This is a genomic window from Cellulophaga fucicola (assembly GCF_900119145.1).
GTDB classification, from domain to species: domain Bacteria; phylum Bacteroidota; class Bacteroidia; order Flavobacteriales; family Flavobacteriaceae; genus Cellulophaga; species Cellulophaga fucicola.
Map to the genome: position 1 here is coordinate 83,153 of NZ_FPIY01000002.1, position 18,797 is coordinate 101,949.

Below are 18,797 nucleotides of genomic sequence, written 5' to 3' on the forward strand. Positions count from 1 at the left end.
CGCTCTTATTGTAACTAAAAAAAGAGGAGGAATAATTCCCTCCTCTTTTAAAAAACTAAATAATTACACTAAAAAATTATTTATCCCACCATACTCTTGTTGTAAGTACATCTGGTCCTTGAGAAGCTATTGCCGCTGCATAGTTCTCTGGGTTATTACTTTGTTCGCTAGTTGCGTATGTAAGTCTTCTTGGTATAGTACCTCCTGTTTCATTACCTGGGTAATTAACTGGTGTTAAATTAGGAAAACCTACTCTTCTCCAGTTTGCGAAAGCTTCATATTCATTTAAGAAAGTCGCAGCCCAATACTGTGTATTAATTTGCTCTATAGCATTAGCTGCATCAAACGGATTATTAGTTAAATATGTATCTATGTCTGCATCTGCAATAATAGCATCATCACCATAAATTGATAACATTTTCATTGCAGCTCTTACACCTGCATTGTAATGTACCTCTGCATCACCACCAGCTAAGCCCCAACGCTCTGCTGCTTCTGCTAACATAAATTCTACCTCTGCATATGTTTGATAAAACATTGGAGCACCTTCACCTGTAATAATACTTCTATTAGGTTCTGCATACAAATCTGTATCTAATTCTCCTGTTGCGTCTTCTAATAACTGACTATCTAAACCATTAGGTAAACCTTTAAGGTCTGCAATAGCAGTGCTACCATCACTTCTACGAGCAGCTAAAATTGGCAATCTAGGGTCGTCTTGTAAAAAATCTACAAAAGTCTTACTCATACGAGGATTACTATCCGCAGAAAAAGCTTCTCCATTACCATTTTTATTAATCCCTTCTGGCCCTGCAGTATGCTGTATGTAAGCAATATCTGCATTAGACTCCATGACACCACCTGCTATAGCTTTAGTTACCCAAGCCTCAGAAGCACTAGCATCTACTTTTATTAAACGTAAACCTAATCTAAGCATCATAGAATTACCAAATCTTTTCCATTTGCCTTGGTCTCCTTGAAACATTAAATCTGCATCTCCAAAACCAGAAGTTCCAGAACCTAAAACGGCTACAGATTCTTCTAATTCTTTTAACATATCTGCGTAAATATCACTCTGCTTGTCATATTTAGGAGTTAAGTTACCAGTAATAACGGCTTTACCAGCTTCAGAATAAGGTACATCTCCATACAAATCTGTTAATCTGTGGTAAATAAAAACTCTCATTATTCTAGTAATAGCTTTCATTTCTTCTGGCTGCTCTTCTTCATCTAACTGTATAAGCATATCTTCTACAGTTTTAATAGCATTACCATAAATACGATCTATCATAGAAGAAGCATATCCTTTGTTCCAAGTATACTTATCTCCTGACCAATAACCAGCTGTGGTAGACAAGTGCTGCATCATTGTAGAAGAGTAAATTAAATTTGCTCTCCAGTTTTCATATCGTTCACCAGAAGTGTACAACTGTGCTGCACTAAATTTGGTTGTAACTGGCACCTGATTTGGTGCTGTTGGGTTCACGTTTAACTCTTCAAAACCTTTATCACAGGCTCCAAGAACTAATACAAATGATAATATAAATAATATTTTTCTCATGTTCTTAAAATTTTACATTTAGACTAAAACCATAGTTTCTAGTTGATGGTACACCAAAATACTCTAAACCTTGAGAGTTACCCGAGTTGTATGTACTTTCTGGATCTACGTTATCTATACTTCTTGAAATGTAGAATAAGTTTCTAGCAATTAAAGAAACGCTTACACTATTAATAAATGTTTTTTCTAACATTGCTTCTGGTAAAGTGTAACCAATACTAAGTTCTCTAAATTTAATGTAATCTGAATCTTCTACAAACTCTTCTGCAATACGGCTAACTCTTCCGTAGTATGTTTGCAAATCTTCTGGAGCAACTGTTGTTGTAAATGGCAAACCTGTATCTCCGTCTATTCCAGAAACTTCTAATCCGTTTTCTCTTCCTTCTAAAGTTGTTTTATGTAAACCTGTACTATACCCTAATGCATTAGTTCCAGACAATAACTGTCCGCCAAATTTACCATCTATTAAAAATCCAAGATTAAAATCTTTGTATCTAAATGTGTTACTCCATCCTAAAGTTAATGGTGGCACTCCTTCTCCTAATATTTTACGTTCACCTTCTTGTGCAATTGGCACACCATCAGAATCTATATCGTAAATAATATTACCTGTATTATCTCTATTATAAGATACACCTACGATTGAACCGTAAGGCTCACCTACAACGTGAGTAATTCTTGCATTTTGTGTTCTTGGTTCATCTAAACTAATAGGGTTTCCGTCATCATTAGTTGCAGTAACTTCACTCTTATTATAAGCTCCATTAAAGCTTGTGTTCCAGCTAAAGTCTTCTGTTTTTATTGGTGTTCCAGATATTAAAAACTCTATACCTTTATTTTCTAAGCTACCAATATTTGCAGTAGCACTATCATAACCAGAGAATACAGATGTAGAAATATTTACGATATCTTTAGTTGTCTCATTTTGGTAATAAGCAACATCTAAAGATAATCTACTACCAAAAAGTCTAAGATCTAAACCAATTTCAGTTTCATCCTTTTCCCAAGGAACTAAATTTGCGTTAGGAACTGAACTACCGTTAATTCTACCTAATGTTTGTCCTTGATGTCCTTGTCCAAAAATTTGATATGTTGGAGACAATTGATACGCACCATCTCCACCACCAGCTACACCAGAATAACCACCTCTAATTTTTAAGAAATCTATAAAACTTGGTAGTTCTAAAACATCAGATAAAATAATACTTGAGTTTACAGAAAAATAAAACTCATTGTTAGGTGTTGTTTTACCTGGGTAAGATAATGTAGAAAACCAATCGTTTCTACCAGTAAATGTTAAGTAAGCCCATTTATCATAAGCAAAACCTAGAGAACCATAAATACCAGATATTTTTCTCTCTTCGTAGTCTCTACTTCTAGACTGATCTCTTAAATTAGAAATATCCTCAAAACCAGGAACAACAAAATTGTCTCCTCCTAAATATAAGTTTTCTGTTTTAACATGGTTAGAGTTTGCACCTAATAAACCATCTATTGTAAATTTCTCTGTAATAGCTTTATTTACACCTAACATTACATCTGCATCTATCTGGGTATATCTTCCCTCAGTCTCTGTCATACCTCCTAAAACTTTATAAGCTGTTCCCCAAGGTTCTACATTAGTTGCTTTTCTTGTATAGTGATCTACACCAACACGAGTAGAAGCATATAACCAATCTAAAATATCATAACGTAGAGAAGTAGAAGCTATAATTCTATTTTTAGAATCTTCATTATTAAAGTTATAAGCTGCGTAGTATGGGTTTTGAGAGTATATGTTTGCAGAATATCCTCTTTCAGATCCATCTGGATTTGCACCCGGATTCATATCACGTACATCTATGTTTGGAGAAAGTAACGCTACAGAATAGTTTGCATTACCAGGAGCATCAGATAATCTTGGTCTATTATTTACGTTTTCTACTATGTATTTTACGTTAACCTGACTCGTTAATTTATCTGCTAATACTGCACTTGTGTTTAAAGAAAAAGATTTTCTGTTAATTCCTGAATTAGGAACAATATCTTCATTATCAAGATCAGATACAGAAAGTCTGTAACTCATATTTTCAGAACCACTAGTTATTGCAATTGTATTAATAAACGTAGTACCTGTTCTATAAAAATGATCTCTATTATCACCTACATAAGAATAAGGTCTTTCTACACCATCCCACTGTACAACACTAGAGCCATCTAATTTTGGACCCCAAGAAGATAAACCTAAATCAAAAGCTTCAGACTGGTTAGATGGTACTCTACCTCTAGTTCCTTGCCCGTATGTAGTTTGAAAATCTGTTAAAGAAGTATCTACTTCATCAAAAGTAACAGAGCTACTAATTTCTACTCCTAAACCCTTTTTCTGAGAACCATTTTTTGTTGTAATAATAATTACACCATTACCTGCCCTAGAACCATATAATGCAGCTGCTGCACCACCTTTTAAAACACTAACACTTGCTATATCATCTGGGTTAATACTAGAGATACCATCACCACCGTCACTACCTCCGTATGTACCAGATGATCCATTGTTATCATTACCAATAGGAATACCATCTACTACGTATAGTGGCTGGTTATTACCCGTTAATGTACTATTACCACGAATAATTACTCTACTAGAACCTGATGCTCCAGTTGAGTTTTGTGTAATGTTTACACCTGCTACTTTACCTTGTAAAGAGTTAATTGCACTAACTTGTTTTACATTAGATAATTCGTCTCCACCAACTTCTGTTAATGAATATCCTAATGCTTTTGCTTCTTTTTTAATGCCTAAAGCTGTAACAACAACCTCTCCTAGTTGTTCTGCATCTTCAGCCATTGTAACATTTACAGTTGTTTTACCTGTTACAAAAGAAGTTTTAAACGTATAACCAATAGATGTAAATTCTAAAACAGAAGATTCACCTGCAACAGTTATAGTATATTTTCCATCAAAATCTGTAGATGTACCGTTAGAAGTTCCTTTCTCTAATACATTAACCCCCAAGAGAGGCATACCAGATTCATCTGTAACCGTACCGGTTACAGTCTTGCTCTGTGCTACCATACCAGTGGTAAGGAGAAACAGCACAAACAATAGTAAGTAATGAGTTTTTCTTTGCATACTTAATTGAGTTTAATTGTTAAGTTAGTTTTAGTTAATTAATGATTAAATTTTACGTATTAATGTTAAAAGCAGAAATTAATTCGACTAACAACTTTGTGGAAAAGCTAAGCGACATTAAAAAGAGGTACAAAAAAGTAATAAGTGTTAACCATTTGCTTAATACTTGCTATGTTATGTTAAATAAAACAAACACAAAACCTTACAACTACTAGATAATTAGAAGGTTACAAAGGAAAAAACTTGTTAAAAAAAGTACTCTTAATCCATCTTAATTTCTAAAACAGCACCGTTTAATAAGTCTTGATGATTAATAAAATAGCCTTGAACAACTTTATTATTTAATTTAATAGACTTTATTTTTCCGTCTAAATCTCCTGTTCTTTTTATAACCAACTTTTTATTTTTGTAATAGGTAGTATCTAAATGAATGGTCATAGATGTAAACCTTGGTGTAGAAATAGTATAAACTGGTGTAGTCGGACTAACAGGGTATATACCCATCATTGCATATACCAACCAAGCAGACATTGTACCTGTATCATCATTACCTGGTAAACCTGCTGGTGTATTTGTAAAATATGTTTTTATTAATTGCTGTACACGTTGTTGCGTTTTCCACTCGTCTCCTTTACTATAGTTGTATAAAAAAGGATATGCTATATCTGGCTCGTTAGCCATATCAAACTGGTTATTGTCAAAAATATAATCTAAATGAGAAACAAATTGTTTTTTACCTCCCATTAATTTCATTAATCCCTTAATGTCATGCGGTACCATAAAAGCATATTGCCAAGCATTACCCTCTATATACCCAACATTCTTCTCAAAATTAGCTCCCTTGTATGGATCAAAGGGTGTGTACCAACTACCATCACTATTTTTAGGTCGCATTAGTTTAAGTTTTTTATCAAACAATTTTCTGTAAGATAAAGACTGATTATAAAACTTTTTATAATCGTCTTTTTTACCCAATGTTTTTGCTAATTGCGCTATTGCAAAGTCAGATATATTATATTCTTCGGTTGAAGAAACAGGTCCTTCCCCGCCTCCATCTACACTTAAATATCCATTTTCCCAATATTCTTTTATTCCTGGTCGTAGCGGATTATTATTTAGCTGAGTTGCTCCTTTTACCATTGCAGCATATGCCTCATCAACATTAAAATCTGTAATACCGCGTAAATATGTATCTGCAATAACTACAGGTGCAGGGTCACCAACCATTGTAAAAGTTTCGGTTGAATTTAGCTCCCATTTAGGCAACCAACCATTCTCTTTATACATAGACAACATACTATTAACCATATTAGATTGTTGTGCTGGGTACAAGGTACTCATTAACGGATGGTAATTTCTGTAGGTATCCCAAAGTGAAAAGACAGTGTATCTAGTCCCCTTTGTATTCCCTATTTTACCCGTTGCAATTTCTGGATAGTCTCCATTAAAATCGTTTAGCGTATTAGGGTGTATTTGTGTATGGTACAATGCTGTGTAAAATATTGTTTTATCATCGGTTGTGCCTCCTTCTACTTCTACCGTAGATAAAGTCTTGTTCCAAACTGCTTTTGTCTCTGTATATATATCTTCAAAACTTTTAGTAGCTGTTTCTTGTTCTAAATTTTCTCTAGCGTTTTCTATACTAACATAAGAAACTCCTATTTTAACCTCAACACTCGTTTTTTGCTTAAAATTGTAACGCATATATGCACCAATACTATCGCCAACAACCTCTTTGGTGTATCCTTTCATCAATCTAGTCTTACCATTATAAGTCATCCATTGTGCTTCTACACCATTGTATTTCCTAGGTTTTTTCCAAGCACCAAATTCTTCCGCCGGTTTAGAGAATTTAGCAACAAAATATACCGGATAAGCGTGTTCTGGGCTATTGTAACAAAAAGAGCCAACTGTACGCATCCCCTCAATCTCTGTATTAGAAACTACCTTTACCATAGCACCTTGCTCATTGGTTAAACCCAATCCTAGGTTTACAAGTATGTTAGATTCTCCTGCAGGAAAACTATATCTAGAAACACCTACTCTTGTTGTTGCAGTAAGCTCTGTTTTTATTTTATATTTTGATAAGTTAACCGAATAATAACCTGCACTAGAAACCTCATCTGTGTATGTGGTTCCATATTCCATATGGTTTGTTTTTAGATTTCCAGTTGTAGGCATTGTTAGTATTACACCTAAATCTGGACAACCAACACCACTTAAGTTAACGTGAGTAAAACCTGTTAAAAAGGTATTTTGTTTTACATATGGGTTAGACAACCAACCAGCATCTTTCTCTACAGCTACATTAAAAGGAGATACACTTGCCATACCTCTTGGTGCAATAGCTCCTGGATTTGTTGCTCCAAAATTAGAAGTGCCAATAAACGGATTTACATAATCTACAGGCTTTTGCGCATAAACAAATGCAACTGCAACTAAAAAAATACTTAAAACTTTAAATTTCATATTTATCTATTTATTCTACAACAATTTCATCTACAAACAACCAAGCTCCTCCTCCTGTTGGCGGACTACTTAAGTTAGTTGCTATTACTTTTATATACCTTGCTTTTGTTTTATCAAAATTTATTGTAAAATCTTTTAATTCTGATTTCCCATTAACTTTAAATGCTCTACTAATTTCTCCTACTTTGGTAAACTTTTTTCTATGTTTAGATGTAAACACTTCAACTTTTATTGGAAAATAAATACCAGACCCTTGATTTTCTAATGTACCTAAAATCATTTTAGAAAATTCGGTTTCTTTCTCTAAATCTATAACCACTTCCATATTATTACCTAACCAACCTTGCCATTGACCGTCGTGAAAATTTTTAGAACCTCGCAGCACATTTACCAGTCCTACTTCTTTTGCTCCTTGGTAACTTTTATGATATTCCTCTTTATAAACAACCTCCTTAGCAGTAGCTTTATGGTAATTTATTTCTTTTTCTAAAACCGGACCTACCTTTTTTCCGTTTTCAAACATTGCTACTTTTATCTTTGTTGAAGCTGTTAATGTTATAGGTTCTTTGTATTGTAATGAAGATTGATGAACAGCACTACCATCTATAGAATATCTAATATCAGAATTAGGAAATTCGTTTTTTAAAGCAATGGTTAAAATTCCTGTTTTTACATCAATTTTAGTATCTGTTGTAATTTGATAAGCACTTTTAGCATAATTAACACCCATTACATCGTAACGCTTAAACAACTCTTTTACACGTCCTGAAAAATTTGTCCAATCTTTATTTTCTTTTGAACTCCATACAGCTTCTGACATAGCTGCTAGTCTAGGAAAAATCATATACTCAGACTGTTCTTCTGTTGGCAAATACTCTGCCCATAAATTTGCTTGTCCGCCTAATACGTGTTTTTCTTGTTCTAAAGTCATTTCTTCTACTATAGGGTCAAAATTATACACCTTACTTAAAGGTGTGTACCCACCAAAAGCAAGAGGTTCTTTATCTTGATCTCCTTGGTAATGATCAAAATAACAATGCGTTCCTGGAGTCATTACAACATCATGACCTTCTGCAGAGGCCTCTAAACCTCCCTTTACACCTCGCCAGCTCATAACCGTAGCTCCTGGAGCTAAGCCACCTTCTAGAATTTCGTCCCAACCAATTAAAACTCGGTCATTAGAACTTATAAAACGCTCCATTCTCTTAATAAAATAGCTTTGTAACTCTTCTACATTTGCTAAACCTTCTGTTTGTAATCTAGCGGTACAATGCGGACACGTTTCCCAATTGGTTTTAGTAGCTTCATCTCCGCCAATGTGTATATATTTAGACGGAAACAAATCCATTACCTCTGTTAATACATCTTCTAAAAAAGTAAAGGTTTCTTCTTTGCCTGCACAATAAATATCTGTTATTGGCCACACACCACCAGACGGAACTACAATAGGTTTAGCCAAACAAGAAAATTCTGGATATGCAGCTATTGCACTACTAACATGGGCTGGCATTTCTATTTCTGGAACTACCGTAATGCCTCTTTCTGCTGCATAAGCAACAACTTCTTTTATTTGTTCTTGTGTATAAAAACCACCGTAAGTAGCTTTTGTTCCTAAAGGTGCATTTGGTCTAGCATTCCAAGGTTTATCTTCTTGGTTTACTCTAAAACCACCAACTCCTGTAAGTTTTGGGTACTTTTTTATTTCTATACGCCATCCTTGATCGTCTACCAAGTGCCAATGAAAAGTATTCATTTTTAGCATTGCCATACGGTCTAACGTTTTTTTAATATAATCTACTTCAAAGAAATGTCTAGATACATCTAACATTAATCCTCTCCATTTAAAACGAGGAGCATCTTTAATTTCTACATTAGGAACAACCCAATTTTCTTGCACTAACGCAGCACTTTCTATAGCTACAGGAAGTAATTGTTTAATAGTTTCTAAGCCGTAAACAAAACCAGCATAGGCATTTGCTTTTACAACAATTGCATTTGTTTTTATTGCCAAGTTATACTCCTCATCTTTTAAAGTTGTATCTACTACAAACTGAATATAATTGGTTGTTGGCACTATAGAAGCAACTTCTGTTTTTATGCCAGAGACTTTTTCTAACTTAATAGAAAAAGAGCGCAATAAGTTTTGCTGTTCTTTTGTTTCTGCAATTAATTTAGTGTCATTAGTAAACTTAAAGCTACCTGTATTTAGCTCAGTAAATATTGGCTTAGGAATTATATTTATATCTTTTTCTGTAAATATTTTTTCTTCTTTATTTTCACAACTAAAAGCAGCTACTAAAAATAAAAAGGCTAATATGTATTTAGAGTGCTTCATAAATTGTAGCAATTAATTTAGTTCTTTACTAAGTCTTTTTATCACTTTAAATTGTTCATCTGTAAGTGCATTACCATCAAAAATAGAAACTCCTTTTGCGCCATTATCTTTTGCTAATAGAATTGCTTTTTCTAAATCAGAAACCGACATATCTGGCACATAAATACCTGTATGCAATTCGGTTTTAGAGTTTTTTAAATCTTTTACCCCCTCTCCTGTTGCATAACCAATCCAATCTATTTCTTCATTATAAAAATTATGATAAATCATTGGTAATACTTTATCTACATTCCATTTATCCCAACGTTGACGTACCATATGATCTGCCATTTCTGGGTAAGGAAATACTGCTGCAGTTAATATTTTATTGTTATTATGGGCAATTTCATAAGCCTCGTCTACAATAGCTTTTACCTTATTTAATCTAAACTGTTTCCACTCCATATCTATGGCAGGGTTTTCTGAATCTCTAGGATTTTTATGATGTTCCTTTTCAAACTCAGCTACACATACATCACAGTAACAAAAATCGAACTCAGGTAACTCTATCTCTTGTTTTAAATTATATTTTGGCAATAAACCAATAGGTAAAAAGATATCTGAATAACGAATGTAATCTAAATGTACACTTGACACACCTTCTACTTTTGCTAAACCTTCTACCAAACTTAAAATATGTGCTTTAGATTCTTTTCTAGTAGGACACAACCATTTGTAATAACCAACATAAGGTGGCTCATCAAAACAAGATTTACCATCTCTACTTACAGCATACCATTCTGGATGTTGCTCTGCTACAGCATCTCCTGGTCTGTTTACTGTAAACATCCAAGCGTGTACATCTAAACCTTCTTTTTTTGCTATAGGTGTAATTCTGCTTAATAACTTAGGATCTGTACCTGTGTTTATTAAAACATCTGTAATACCATTGGCTTTATATTTTGCAAACTCTTCTTGGTAAGCAGCATCTTCTTTTTCTGCATTAGCAGATGTCCACGTCCAAAATGTAAAACTATCTGTAGTAGTATTAGCCACTGGAGCTACTATTTCTTTTGTTTTTTTCTCTTCACAAGAAAACAACAATATAACTGCTAAAAAACCCACTACTACCTGTAAAAATATCTTATTCTGCTTCATAACTACTAAATTTTCCGTTTTCTTTAATTACTAGTATTTTATTTGTAAATGGACTCTTTACCCATATATTAAATCCTGTTGTGTGTTTTTCTAATCTAGGTTCTATTAGTTTACCTAATACCTTTTTAGATTGTATTAAACTTTCATCCTTATGATATACAAAGCTTAAAAAAACATCATATAAATACCATTTAAGATGTTCGTCTTTTGGAATATTCCATTTTGGTTGCTTACCATTAACCTCATCAGAAAAATAAACATACCCCCATTTATTAGGCTTATGCATATTAATTACCCCTTGCGGAGACCAAACCCAATTGTATTCTGGTAATACTTTACCATTAGCATCTTTCTTTTTAGCATACTTACCATCTTCTATAGTATGCTGCCATTGTACTCGTGAAAAATTTATACGCCAAAAATCGTTTACAGGTATTGTTTTTAAATTAGATGGCTCTAACATAGCCGCCCAAGGAATAGCAATTTCAACTGTCCAGCTTTTATCTGTATCACTACTATTATTTAAAGTTCCGTTTATATGTACTGCAGATTTTAAGCCGTTTATATCCCAATTATTTATAGCTGCACCACCTTGGCTATAGGTTTTTGTTAGCAACAAATCCCAAACAGTATTTAATACATTTACCTCTAATTCCATATAATTATGAGTGGTGCCTTTAGGATCTATAAAAATCTCAAAATCGTTGTTATAAAAAATTACAGCATCTCTTTTTGTTATATCTCCCCAAATATGAGGCTCTTCTAATTTTGCGAAAAAATACAGGTATTTTGCATCCCAAAGCATTTTAACTCTTGTGGCATAATTTGCTTTTTTATCTCCTTCAATATCTATAAAAACATCTGACCACTCTGCATTTTGCCAAGATTTCTCTGTATCTAAACCATCTACAATTAAACTATCTAACACTTTAAAAGCTGTATATTTTTTTGGTGCTTCTTGGGCAGCTGCTGCAGCACAACCTAAGTACAATAGAAAAAGAAAGATTGCTATTTTTTGTTTGGTTTTAACAGAAGTATCTAAACTCATAATCTTATATTATTGGTAACTTTATTTTAACCTTATTATAATTTAGTTGTTAATTAAATTATTTTTTATACTTTTCACGAGTCCTATTCTGCATATAGTACAAAGCAGACATATCTAGTTTTTAGACTGTACAACAACTCTTTATAAATATTCTTTTTTTTATTTATACTGAAAATAATTTTAGACCAATAACGACAGGCAAATGCTAAACGATTAAATAGTAGAGACAAAAACAACGAAACCAAACCAATGAATATAAATAATAATGTAGACTCTTTTATAGATCAAAACTCCTCTAAAGGTTTTGATATTAACTACAAACACCACATTATTTTTTGGTGTATCTACTTTATATTTAACAGCTTACGATATAGTAATATTCATCAAGATTTTATGCTTTCTTTTCATATGAATCTTATTGGTTTTCCAATACATATGGCTATTGCATACTTTAATGTGTATTATTTAATGCCAAAGTTTGTTTTCAAAAAAAAATACTTTAGCTATACCATTTCCGTAATTGCTACTTTACTCGTAATGCTACTGGTAAAATACTATGCAACATATTATTTTATTGGTCCTAATGTTTGGCCAGAAGGTCCTGAAGAGTTAGAAGGTTTAACTTTAAACTACGCTACAACTATGATGGTTGGCGAGCTTTATGTTTCTTCTTTTGTTGCCGCTATAAAACTTACCATAGATTGGTTAAAAGAACATAGCAAACTACATGAATTAGAAAAAAGACAACTAAGTACAGAATTACGTTTTTTACGCTCTCAAGTATCACCTCATTTCTTTTTTAACACACTTAATAATGTCTATTCCTTAACCTTAGAAAAGTCTGACAGAGCTCCTGAAGTTATTTTAAAACTATCTGAATTAATGCGTTACTTATTATACGCAACCAAAAAGAACAAACAAGATCTTAAAAGTGAATTAGACTGTATACAAAACTACTTAGACTTAGAACGTTTACGTTTTGATGAGTCTTTAAACATAAACTTTAGTATTTCTGGAGATCTAGAAAACAAACGTATTTCACCTATGTTATTAATACCTGTCATAGAAAATTGCTTTAAACACGGTGCTAGTAAAAACATTGGAGATATGATTATAGATATAGATGTGCAAGTAAGTGAAGACTTTTTACACTTTAAAGTATCCAATACTATCCCTGTACATAGTCCAGAAAGTTTAATACCTATTAGAAGTGGTGGTATTGGACTAAGTAATTTAAAAAAGCGCCTGGAGTTAGGTTACAAGAAAGAAGACTACCACTTATCTATTTATGAAAAAGAGAAAATGTTTAATGTAATTCTAAAACTTAAAGTATGATTAAATTACGAACCATAATTGTAGATGATGAGCCGCTTGCTATTAATGTTTTAAAAAATTATGTTTCTCAAGTACAAGAATTAGAATTAATAGAAACCTTCTCTAATGCTGTTGCTGCAACCACTTTTGTTCAGAAAAACACAGTAGATATTATTTTTTTAGATATTAATATGCCCATTTTAGATGGTTTAGATTTTTTAAAAAATCTACAATCTGTTCCAATGGTTGTTATTACTACTGCTCACGAAGAATATGCATTAACAAGTTACGAGCTACAAGCTATAGACTACCTAGTTAAACCAATTCCGTTCCCTAGATTTTTACAATCTGTACAACGTATTATCAAACTAAAACAAAGCAGTACAACTCCTGTTAGCGCAAGTAATACTGCAGAAAACCCTAGTATTTTTATAAAAATTGATAAAAAGAAATTACAAAAAATATTTTTAGAAGATATTTTGGTAATTGAAAGTCTAAAAGATTACATCCGTATAAAAACAAAATCAGATAAATACATCATTCATAGAACCTTAAGTAGTTTTACAGACGAATTACCCAGCGATAAATTTATAAGAATACATAGATCTTACACAATATCTATTTGTAAAGTAGATACTATAGAAGGTAACAGCCTAGAAATTGGTGGTATACGTTATACTATTGGTCGTAGTTATATTAATGATGTAAAAGAAACCCTATTAGGAAACGCATAATATTAAAACTGCATTTTCTTACTTAAAAAAATAACAGAAGCTTAGTTTTTTAATCATATTAAGCTATTATCATTTGTTATTGGTCGATATTTATTGTGAATCACTTTTATAATAACAATATTTAGTACCTATATAAATGCTTATTTTTTAAGGTATGATAAAAAAGAACTGGTTTCTATTAGCTAAAAAATCTCTGCTAAAAATAGCATTCGCTATTTTATCTACCATTAGTATAATAAGCTGCAAAACAGATAACAAATATTCTGAAGTTGCAATTGCAGAAAATGGTGAAATTGCTGTTCCTGATAAAATTGATTTTACATTCCATGTAAAACCAATAATATCAGACAGATGTTTTATATGTCACGGACCAGATAAAAATGCTGTAGAAGGTAACTTTTCTATGGTATCTCCAGAAGAAGCTTATAAAGCTTTAGGTGAAAAAATGGATCATTTTGCAATAGTTCCTGGAAATGTAGAAAAAAGCGGAATGATAAACCGTATTTATTCTGAAGATCCTAGTGCTATTATGCCACCACCAGAATCTAACTTAATTCTTACAGATTATGAAAAAGCTATACTAAAAAAATGGGTAGAGCAAGGTGCAGAATATAAAGATCATTGGGCTTTTATACCACCTGTAGAACAAACTGTTCCAGAGAAAAAAGAAGATTGGGGCAACAATGAAATAGATAATTTTATTTATCAAAAACTAGAAGAGAACAACTTAAAGCCTTCTGAAAAAGCATCTAAAGAAAAATTAATTAGAAGAGTCTATTTCGATTTAACTGGCTTACCACCATCGCCAAAAGCAATACATCAATTTTTAAAAGACTCATCTTCTAATGCATATGAAAAAGTAATAGACAATTTACTTTCTTCTCAAGATTATGCAGAAAATATGGCAGCCGAATGGATGGATATTGCTCGCTATGCAGATACTCACGGTTACCAAGACGATTTTGAACGTACAATGTGGCCTTGGAGAGACTGGGTTATTCACGCCTTTAAAAACAATATACCGTATAACGAGTTTGTAACAGACCAACTAGCCGGAGATTTAATACCAAATGCATCTTTAGAACAAATTTTAGCTACGGGTTTTAATCGCAACCATAAGATTACTTATGAAGGCGGTGTAATTCCTGAAGAATATAGAGTTGAGTATGTAGAAGATCGTATACAAACCTTTGGCACAGCCTTTTTAGGATTAACCTTAGAGTGTGCACGTTGTCACGATCACAAGTACGATCCAATAAGTCAAAAAGCACACTTCTCTTTCTTTAGCTTTTTTAATAATATAGATGAAGACGGACTAGTTAATGGCGGTGCTGGTGTAATTCCTAAACCATACATAACTATTACAGAAAAAGAGAAAAGTGATGTTCTAAATTTTGTTCAATTAAACAAATCTGAAGCTAAAGAAATTCCTGTAATGGTAATGCAAGAAATGGATACTCCAAGACAAGCATATATACTTAATAGAGGAGCTTACGATCAGCACGGAGAAAAAGTATATCCAGATACACCTGCATCTATATTAAGTTATCCTGAAGAATTTGAAAAAAACCGATTAGGACTTGCTAAATGGTTGTTTCATGAAGACAACCCATTAACAGCTAGAGTTGCTGTAAATCGTTTTTGGCAACGTATGTTTGGCACAGGTATAGTGGCCAGTTCTTATGATTTTGGTAATCAAGGGGCATTGCCTTCTCATCCTGAATTATTAGACTATTTAGCTATTAAATTTAGAAAAAGTGGCTGGGACACTAAAGATATTCTTAAATCTATAGCAATGTCGCAAACCTACCAACAGAGTACAGTTATATCAAAAGAAAATTTAGAAAAAGACCCGCCTAACAAATGGCTTGCTCGTGCACCAAGGTTACGTTTATCTGCAGAAATGATAAGAGATCAAGCACTTTTTGTTAGTGGATTATTAAATACAGAGGTTGGTGGCCCAAGTGTAAAACCTTACCAACCAGATGGTATTTGGGAAGAAACAACTGGCGGCGGTGGCGGTAGTACATCTTCTTACATTTTAAGTGAAGGCAAGGATTTGTACAGAAAAAGTTTATATACATTCTGGAAAAGAACCGTACCACCACCTAGTATGATAACTTTTGATGCTGCATCTAGAGATTTATGTTCTGTAAAAAGACAAGAAACAAATACTCCGCTACAGGCACTGGTGCTTTTAAACGATCCGCAACTTATAGAAGCAGCAAGAGTATTAGCAAGTAATGCAATTACAACTAACGAAGAGTTAGCAAAACAAATAATCTACATTTTTGAATCTGCAACTTCTAGGTTACCAGACGAAACCGAAATTACAGAGCTTAGCAACCATTACAACGATATGCTTAACAGAATAAGTAGTAATGAAATTAAGGCAGACGAATACTTATCTATTGGTTCGTACAAGGTAGATACTACAATTTCATCAGATAAGCTAGCTGCATTGTCTTTAACAGCGCATACCATTTTAAATCTAGATGAAACTATAACAAAAGGATAGTTATGAGTGAGAAGAAAATTTTAGAAGAGCGGTCGTTAATTTTAAATCGTAGAGCTTTTTTAGGAAAAACGGCTTTAGGTCTTGGCGGTACTGCTCTAGCATCCTTAATGGGCTATAGCTATTTTAATAAGAGTCCAAACGGAGTACTTTCTCCTTCTAACACAATAGCAGGCTCTAAAGGTGCATTAAACACATTGCATCATCCTGCAAAAGTTAAAAGAGTTATTTACTTGTTTCAGAGTGGTGGCCCTTCTCAGTTAGAATTGTTTGACTATAAACCTCTTTTAAATTTACGTAGAGGTGAAGATTTACCAGAATCTATTAGAAACGGTCAACGCTTAACAGGAATGACCTCTGGTCAAGATAAATTTCCTTTGGTGGGTTCTCAGTTCGATTTTAAACAATACGGAAAAAATGGCACTTGGATTAGCGATTTGTTACCCTATACCGCAAAAATGGTAGATGACTTATGTATTGTAAAATCGATGCATACTGAAGCTATAAACCACGATCCTGCAGTTACTTTTTTTCAAACAGGATCTCAACAACCAGGCAGACCTAGTATAGGTTCTTGGTTAAGTTATGGTATTGGTAGTGAAAACGATAATTTACCTGCTTTTACTGTTCTATTATCAAGAGGAACAGGCAGACCACAAGGTCAGCCACTATATACAAGATTATGGGGTAACGGATTTTTAAATTCATTACACCAAGGTGTTCAATTTAGAGCAGCAAAAGACCCTGTTTTATATTTAAACGATCCTAAAGGAACTACAAAAGACACTAAACGTGCCGTTTTAGATAAATTAGCTTCTTTAAATGATAAGCAATACACAGAATTTGGAGATCCAGAAATACAAAGTAGAATTGCACAATATGAGATGGCATACAGAATGCAAACTTCTGTTCCAGATGTTATGAATATAGATAACGAACCAGATTATATTTATAAAATGTATGGTTCAGATGCTAAAATACCGGGCACCTTTGCTGCAAACTGCCTACTAGCCAGAAAATTAGCAGAAAAAGATGTTCGTTTTATACAACTTTACCATATGGGTTGGGACCAGCATGATAATTTACCAGGTGCAATTAAAAAACAAGCCAAAGACGTAGACCAGGCATCTGCAGCTCTTGTCGCAGATTTAAAACAACGTGGTTTATTAGAAGATACACTTATTGTTTGGGGTGGCGAGTTTGGAAGAACCAACTACTCTCAAGGTATATTAACAGAAGATAACTACGGAAGAGATCACCATCCAAGAAGTTTTACAATGTGGATGGCCGGCGGCGGTATTAAACCAGGAATTAGCTACGGAGAAACAGATGACTTTGGATATAACATTGTAAAGAATCCTGTACATGTACACGATTTTCAGGCAACAATGATGCATCTCCTGGGCATAGACCATAAAAAACTAACCTACAAATACCAAGGACGTAGATTTAGATTAACAGATGTAGAAGGCCATGTTATAAAAGATATTTTATCTTAACAAAAATCAACCAGCCATTTTAAACCATTTATGAACAGAAGAAACTTTATACAAAGTACTAGTTTAGCCAGCGCTGGACTACTTTTTTGTACTCCAGCACTACACGCTATGCATCCTTATAAAGATGCAATAATTGGTCACGGAAATTTTAAATACAAAATAGACCTAAATTGGGGAGCATTAAATGCTAATTTTTATCCCGTAGAAAATTGTCATGAAATGGTACAAGATTCTAAAGGCAGAATTATTCTACTAACAGACCATATTAAAAACAATGTTATTGTTTACGATAAAAATGGGAACTTAATTGAGGTTTGGGGTACCGAATTTCCTGGTGCACACGGACTAACTTTAAACGTAGAAAACGGAGAAGACTTCTTATACATTGCAGATAACAATAGGCATGAGGTAATTAAAACAACTATAGATGGTAAGGTTGTTCAAATTTTTAAGTTTCCTGAAACTGCTGGAAAGTATAAGAACAAAGAAGAATATATACCTACAGAAACCGCTGTTGCTGCTAACGGAGATGTTTACATTACAGACGGCTATGGAGCACAATACATTCTACATTACAATGAAAAAGGACATTTACTAAACGTTTTTGGCGGTAAAGGTAAAGAAGATCATTTATTTGGTAATGCACATGGTATTACTATAGATACACGAGAAAATGAACCTACACTACTTATTACAGACCGTATGGAAAATAAGTTTAAACGTTTTAATATGGAGGGCAAATATATAAGCACCATACATTTACCGGGAGCTTTTGTATGCAGACCTGTAATACACAAAGAAAATATTTATACTGCTACTATTTGGTCTGGAGAAGGAGCTATGGATACAGGTTTTATATCAATCTTAAATAAAGAAAATAAATTGGTTTCTGCCCCAGGAGGTACAGAGCCAATTTATAGCAAAGACGGCATTTTGCAACCTATGCAACAGGCTTTAAAAGTTTTTAAGAATCCGCATGACGTTTGTATAGATACAGATGAAAATCTTTATGTAGCGCAATGGAGCTCTGGAAAAACATATCCTATTAAACTAACTAGAGTATAATTTGCAAC

Annotated in this window: 11 protein-coding genes; 5 read left to right on the forward strand and 6 right to left on the reverse strand. The window is 33.3% G+C overall.

From position 1 onward, the window contains the following. Positions 1-76: 76 nt before the first annotated feature. The 6 genes from BT107_RS06540 to BT107_RS06565 all read right to left on the reverse strand — a co-directional run bounded on the left by BT107_RS06540 (position 77) and on the right by BT107_RS06565 (position 11,662). Positions 77-1,561 carry a SusD/RagB family nutrient-binding outer membrane lipoprotein gene (locus BT107_RS06540; protein ID WP_072302998.1) on the reverse strand — a complete coding sequence of 495 codons (1,485 nt, stop codon included), beginning with the start codon at positions 1,559-1,561 and terminating at the stop codon, positions 77-79. A gap of 4 nt (positions 1,562-1,565) precedes the next feature. Then, complete coding sequence (locus BT107_RS06545; RefSeq protein ID WP_072302999.1) at positions 1,566-4,673, reverse strand: SusC/RagA family TonB-linked outer membrane protein; 3,108 nt, start codon at positions 4,671-4,673, stop codon at positions 1,566-1,568. A 261-nt stretch (positions 4,674-4,934) separates the two neighbouring features. Beyond that, the gene (locus BT107_RS06550; protein ID WP_072303000.1) at positions 4,935-7,142 is read right to left on the reverse strand and encodes a GH92 family glycosyl hydrolase; all 2,208 of its coding nucleotides are present in this window, start codon (positions 7,140-7,142) and stop codon (positions 4,935-4,937) included. Positions 7,143-7,152: 10 nt separating this feature from the next. Next, complete coding sequence (locus BT107_RS06555; RefSeq protein ID WP_072303001.1) at positions 7,153-9,477, reverse strand: glycoside hydrolase family 20 protein; 2,325 nt, start codon at positions 9,475-9,477, stop codon at positions 7,153-7,155. Between the two features lie 12 nt (positions 9,478-9,489). Further along, complete coding sequence (locus BT107_RS06560) at positions 9,490-10,614, reverse strand: glycoside hydrolase family protein (protein WP_072303002.1); 1,125 nt, start codon at positions 10,612-10,614, stop codon at positions 9,490-9,492. Then, the gene (locus tag BT107_RS06565) at positions 10,601-11,662 is read right to left on the reverse strand and encodes a carbohydrate-binding family 9-like protein (RefSeq protein WP_072303003.1); all 1,062 of its coding nucleotides are present in this window, start codon (positions 11,660-11,662) and stop codon (positions 10,601-10,603) included. The genes BT107_RS06560 and BT107_RS06565 overlap by 14 nt, the downstream gene beginning before the upstream one ends. A gap of 249 nt (positions 11,663-11,911) precedes the next feature. Between BT107_RS06565 and BT107_RS06570 the strand changes: the two genes are divergently transcribed. The 5 genes from BT107_RS06570 (at position 11,912) to BT107_RS06590 (ending at position 18,789) form a co-directional block, all read left to right on the forward strand. After that, positions 11,912-12,997 carry a sensor histidine kinase gene (locus BT107_RS06570; protein WP_072303004.1) on the forward strand — a complete coding sequence of 362 codons (1,086 nt, stop codon included), beginning with the start codon at positions 11,912-11,914 and terminating at the stop codon, positions 12,995-12,997. Next, the gene (locus tag BT107_RS06575) at positions 12,997-13,710 is read left to right on the forward strand and encodes a LytR/AlgR family response regulator transcription factor (protein ID WP_072303773.1); all 714 of its coding nucleotides are present in this window, start codon (positions 12,997-12,999) and stop codon (positions 13,708-13,710) included. Before BT107_RS06570 ends, BT107_RS06575 begins: the two co-directional genes overlap by 1 nt. Before the next feature lie 154 nt (positions 13,711-13,864). Beyond that, positions 13,865-16,228, forward strand: a complete 2,364-nt coding sequence (locus BT107_RS06580; RefSeq protein WP_072303005.1) for a PSD1 and planctomycete cytochrome C domain-containing protein — start codon at positions 13,865-13,867, stop codon at positions 16,226-16,228. Between the two features lie 2 nt (positions 16,229-16,230). Further along, positions 16,231-17,724 carry a DUF1501 domain-containing protein gene (locus BT107_RS06585; protein WP_072303006.1) on the forward strand — a complete coding sequence of 498 codons (1,494 nt, stop codon included), beginning with the start codon at positions 16,231-16,233 and terminating at the stop codon, positions 17,722-17,724. 30 nt (positions 17,725-17,754) lie between these two features. Then, positions 17,755-18,789, forward strand: coding sequence for a 6-bladed beta-propeller (locus BT107_RS06590; protein ID WP_072303007.1), 1,035 nt, complete (start codon positions 17,755-17,757; stop codon positions 18,787-18,789). Positions 18,790-18,797 lie beyond the last annotated feature (8 nt).

Bases quoted from the DNA above. Each gene is read 5' to 3' on its own strand.
- BT107_RS06540 (WP_072302998.1), bottom strand. From the start codon at position 1,561: ATGAGAAAAATATTATTTATATTATCATTTGTATTAGTTCTTGGAGCC.
- BT107_RS06545 (WP_072302999.1), bottom strand. From the start codon at position 4,673: ATGCAAAGAAAAACTCATTACTTACTATTGTTTGTGCTGTTTCTCCTT.
- BT107_RS06550 (WP_072303000.1), bottom strand. From the start codon at position 7,142: ATGAAATTTAAAGTTTTAAGTATTTTTTTAGTTGCAGTTGCATTTGTT.
- BT107_RS06555 (WP_072303001.1), bottom strand. From the start codon at position 9,477: ATGAAGCACTCTAAATACATATTAGCCTTTTTATTTTTAGTAGCTGCT.
- BT107_RS06560 (WP_072303002.1), bottom strand. From the start codon at position 10,614: ATGAAGCAGAATAAGATATTTTTACAGGTAGTAGTGGGTTTTTTAGCA.
- BT107_RS06565 (WP_072303003.1), bottom strand. From the start codon at position 11,662: ATGAGTTTAGATACTTCTGTTAAAACCAAACAAAAAATAGCAATCTTT.
- BT107_RS06570 (WP_072303004.1), top strand. From the start codon at position 11,912: ATGAATATAAATAATAATGTAGACTCTTTTATAGATCAAAACTCCTCT.
- BT107_RS06580 (WP_072303005.1), top strand. From the start codon at position 13,865: ATGATAAAAAAGAACTGGTTTCTATTAGCTAAAAAATCTCTGCTAAAA.
- BT107_RS06585 (WP_072303006.1), top strand. From the start codon at position 16,231: ATGAGTGAGAAGAAAATTTTAGAAGAGCGGTCGTTAATTTTAAATCGT.
- BT107_RS06590 (WP_072303007.1), top strand. From the start codon at position 17,755: ATGAACAGAAGAAACTTTATACAAAGTACTAGTTTAGCCAGCGCTGGA.